2 protein-coding genes and 1 pseudogene are annotated in these 3,891 nt (G+C 34.7%); 1 reads left to right on the forward strand and 2 read right to left on the reverse strand.

Going from position 1 to position 3,891, the window contains the following annotated elements:
* A pseudogene (locus ABZA26_RS09605) lies at positions 1–202 on the forward strand (resolvase); the annotation flags it as partial.
* Positions 203–420: 218 nt separating this feature from the next.
* On the opposite strand, the gene ABZA26_RS09610 reads toward ABZA26_RS09605, so the two are convergent.
* Together ABZA26_RS09610 and ABZA26_RS09615 are read right to left on the reverse strand one after the other, a co-directional pair.
* Positions 421–1,731 carry a 2-hydroxycarboxylate transporter family protein gene (locus ABZA26_RS09610; protein ID WP_372714306.1) on the reverse strand — a complete coding sequence of 437 codons (1,311 nt, stop codon included), beginning with the start codon at positions 1,729–1,731 and terminating at the stop codon, positions 421–423.
* Positions 1,732–2,010: 279 nt separating this feature from the next.
* Positions 2,011–3,891: ATP-binding protein (locus ABZA26_RS09615; RefSeq protein WP_372714307.1), on the reverse strand; the 1,881-nt coding region annotated here is incomplete at its 5' end.

Consider the following 3,891-nt stretch of genomic DNA (forward strand, 5'->3'; position numbering starts at 1 on the left):
AGGGGTAAATATAGCTAAAGAGAGGCTTAAAAGTGAAAACAGGGAATGGGGAAGACCTAGTATAGATATAATTCCTGAGGTAGAGGAAATTATAAAAAGATGGAACTCCAGGGGAATTATGCAGAAGGAAGCTTTAAAAGAACTTAGAGAACACGGAATTGGAAGAACAACAGCGTATAAATTAAAACTGAATAAATCTTAAAAATTATATATAAACAATAATTAAATCCATTTAAATAGAAAAGCTGCCCCAATGGGCAGCTAATTTTATTTGTTATTGGTAAGGTAACACTAAATTTGAGATACGCCCTGTAGAAGATTAATTCCATTTTATATAAAAAAGTAAGACCGGAAATTTCCGGTCTTACTTTTTTGATGGGAATTTATGAAATTTGATTTAAGAACTATTTTATAAGAGGGTTATGCAAGTATTCCAAAGACTATACTCGCTATTACAAGTATGATTCCTCCACCTAATCTAGATGAAATCTGTGCGTATGATATAAGGTTCATTCTGTTAGAAGCTCCTAATACTTCTATATCTCCAGATCCACCTCTGTTTGCCATACACAGTCCTGCTGTGATTGAAGACTCGATAGCATAGAATCCTACCAGGTGACCCATTAATCCTGCACCTACAGTTGCTCCAATTACGATCATTAACGCAATGATAACATTTCCAGGAGTAATTGCTGCAATGATCTCTCCAAGGTCAGTATACGCTATTCCAACTCCTACCATCAGTACCCAAGTAAGCTGCTTTGAGAAGAACTTTTGAAACTTTCCAGCACCTTGCTTTATTGATAGAGGAATAATTCCAAGACCATTGAAAGCTACTAAAAGTAGTACTGTTAATGCATATGTATGAATTCCAGCAAGGATAGCTACATTCTTGTTTAAGAAAGTACCGAGCGTATAAGCTGAAAGTCCGATTAATAAACCAACAGCCATATCTCTACCTGTTACTTCTACTTTCTCATCCTCTTCCAACTCAAGATTTCCAGCTCTTACAAGCTCTCCCTCTCCTGAGAGTGCAGGATACTTTTTACCTAATTTATTTAATACTGCCGCCACTACTATTGCCCAAATATTAGATATAGTTAATACTGCTATAGCATATGAGTAATAAGCTTCCTTTGAGTTTCCAGTTGCTTTTTCATATATTTCAGATAGCGGAACTGCTCCTGCTCCGTTTCCTCCACCCATTGTAGGCAGTACGTACAACATCATTATCTCTTTAGGAGAAATTCCAAACATGAATCCTCCTAGAATACCCATGATTGACGCTCCGATTACCGCTACTAAGATGGCCGGTATATAACCAACTATAGACTTTAACAGTAACTTTCTATTAACTGCGAAAATCGATCCCGTCATCAGCACTATAATATACAGTGAAAGGAAACTAGATTTTTTCATGAAGTCAGTAACAACGCCGATCTCTCTTTCTGTAAACCATCCCTGGTGTACAAAGAAGGCTGCTGCTAAGAATATAAGAACTGGTGCTCCACCGATATATTCCTTAAAAATCGGTAATCTGTCTCCTATCTCTCCAAAAACAGTTCCAAATACGAATGAAAACATTAATGCTCCTGCAAGCCCCTTTGGTAATGAGTCTGTAAAGTGGACTAATAATACTGCTACTAATGGAAGCAAGAATAGTTGGATTGACATACCAAATACCTTAATTCCAGCCTTTTCTTTTTCCGAACTTAATGCTATTGTTGACATTTTTCCTCCCTAGTTATCTTTTCTATTTTTTTATTCTATTATGGACATCAAAAGTTTATTTCCAAACACTTTCATTTGATCCTATGAATAGTATAGAGGGTATTTTTTAAAATATTTCATTGTATTTTTTAAAATATTTTAAGAAGTGACATCTTTCAAAAAAAAAAGAACCAAGACAAAACATCTTGGTTCTTTTTTTCATTTATTTTTATATTGTTTTTTAAGAAAGAAATTCTAAAAAAGATCTTTTACTCAACTTTTTGTTTGGTAATCAGAATCCTAACTTTTCTCCGCATCCACAATTTTTCTTATGCTTTTACTTACCTGGGCTGCAGAAACAGGCTTTATCAGATAATCATCTATTGTCTTATTTTGTATATATTCTTCTAGCGGATCTTCTGAATGGGCAGTTATCAAAACTACCTTTATTTCAGGCTTGTTTCTTTTAATTTTTTTAGCAATCTGTATTCCGTTTATTTCCGGCATTGAAAAGTCAGTTATTATAACTTGAAAATTATCCTTTACATAATCAAATTTTCTCAGAATATCCATCCCATCTGTCATACTGGCTGCCTTATACCCAAGGTCTTTCAGACCTGTTTCCAGCATCTCTGCAATAGCCTTGTCATTGTCAACAATGAGAATCTTCTCGCTGCCTTTTAGGTTTTCATGCTCTTCAAACTCATCGTTCTCGACTTGTTTTTTATCCGTCTTAGGAATATAGACATCAAATCTAGAACCTTCTCCTTTTTTACTATTAACTTTTATTGTTCCTCCGTGTTTTGTAATTATTCCTAAGACAATAAAAAGCCCCAATCCACTACTTTTTTCTGTCAGTTTCTGTGTGAAAAATGGGTCAAATATTTTTTCCAGAGTCTCACTATCCATACCGCATCCGTTGTCTTCAAAGGATATTTTTACATAATCTCTTTTTTCTGCTACACCGATACCTAGCTCCTCTAAATCCTGATATTTGACATCCTCTATACTTACTTTTAACACTCCACTGTGTTTTCCTTTCATGGCATTATAAGCATTTGTACACAGATTTAAAATCACCTGATGAAGCTGAGTTTCACTGGCATAGACATTCCCACCATCATTTTTTATATCTTTTAAAATATTTATATTTGACGGTAAAGTAGATTCTGCAAATTTCAATGCATCATCTAGAACTTTATTTATGGATGTTATTTCATATTTTATTTTTATATTTTTATCCCCACTGAAGACTCTTATCTGATCTATTATCTCTTGCGCCCTCTTAGAAGCTTTATAAATAGATTTCACATAGTCATAGCTTTCTAATTCAGGATCAAGCTTTCTCAAAATCATTTCCGAGTATCCCATGATAGGTGTCAGTACATTATTAAACTCATGGGCTATTCCCCCGGTAAGAGTTCCTATGGTCTCAAGTTTTCTCTTGTGTTGAAGCTCTATCTCGTTCTTTCTCAGCTCCTCTGTGGATTTATTTATCTCTTTCAGATATCTGGTTTCCATCTCGTAGGATTCTTTATTTTTTATCATTCTCACAGTCAGAAAGATTACCCATGAAAAAATTATTATTACTATTACTGCGACTACAATATTACTGATTAGATAATTTATAATGGGCTCACTTGTCTCATCATAAGACATAACAACTGCAACAATCCAAAAATCTTCCGAGACTTGTGCAGGTGAAAAGGCGTTTAATTTTTTTACTTTTTTTAATTTGTCCTGAGGCCACCAGTAGGAATGATATATGTAAGAGCCTTCCTGTCCCAGCATCTGCTTTTCCAAAAGTTTTTCCAGATCATCATAATCTAATCCGGGATATTTTTCCATCCTGGACTTTACCACATCATATCCCACCTGCTCCTTCACAGGATGCATGAGGATCACGCCGTCTTTGTCTTTGACCATGGCATATCCAAACTTTCCTGCCTTTACAGGCTTCACCAGAAGTTCATACATATTCATTACTTTTATCTTTCCTAAGATTATTCCCACAATCTCATCATTCACTACAACAGGCTCTAGAATATTGAAAGAGAAGTCGTTATCTCTGTCTAAATAAGGATTTCCTGCATATGATTCCTTATTTTTTTTTACATAACTCAGTTCTTTGGAAAAATCTTCTCTTTCTGTAATAAATTTTTCCTCTTCAATATCCTTTGG

The organism is Ilyobacter sp. (assembly GCF_041583315.1).
GTDB lineage: Bacteria > Fusobacteriota > Fusobacteriia > Fusobacteriales > Fusobacteriaceae > Ilyobacter.

Coding starts and splice junctions, on each gene's coding strand:
- ABZA26_RS09610 (WP_372714306.1), bottom strand. CDS start 1,731: ATGTCAACAATAGCATTAAGTTCGGAAAAAGAAAAGGCTGGAATTAAG.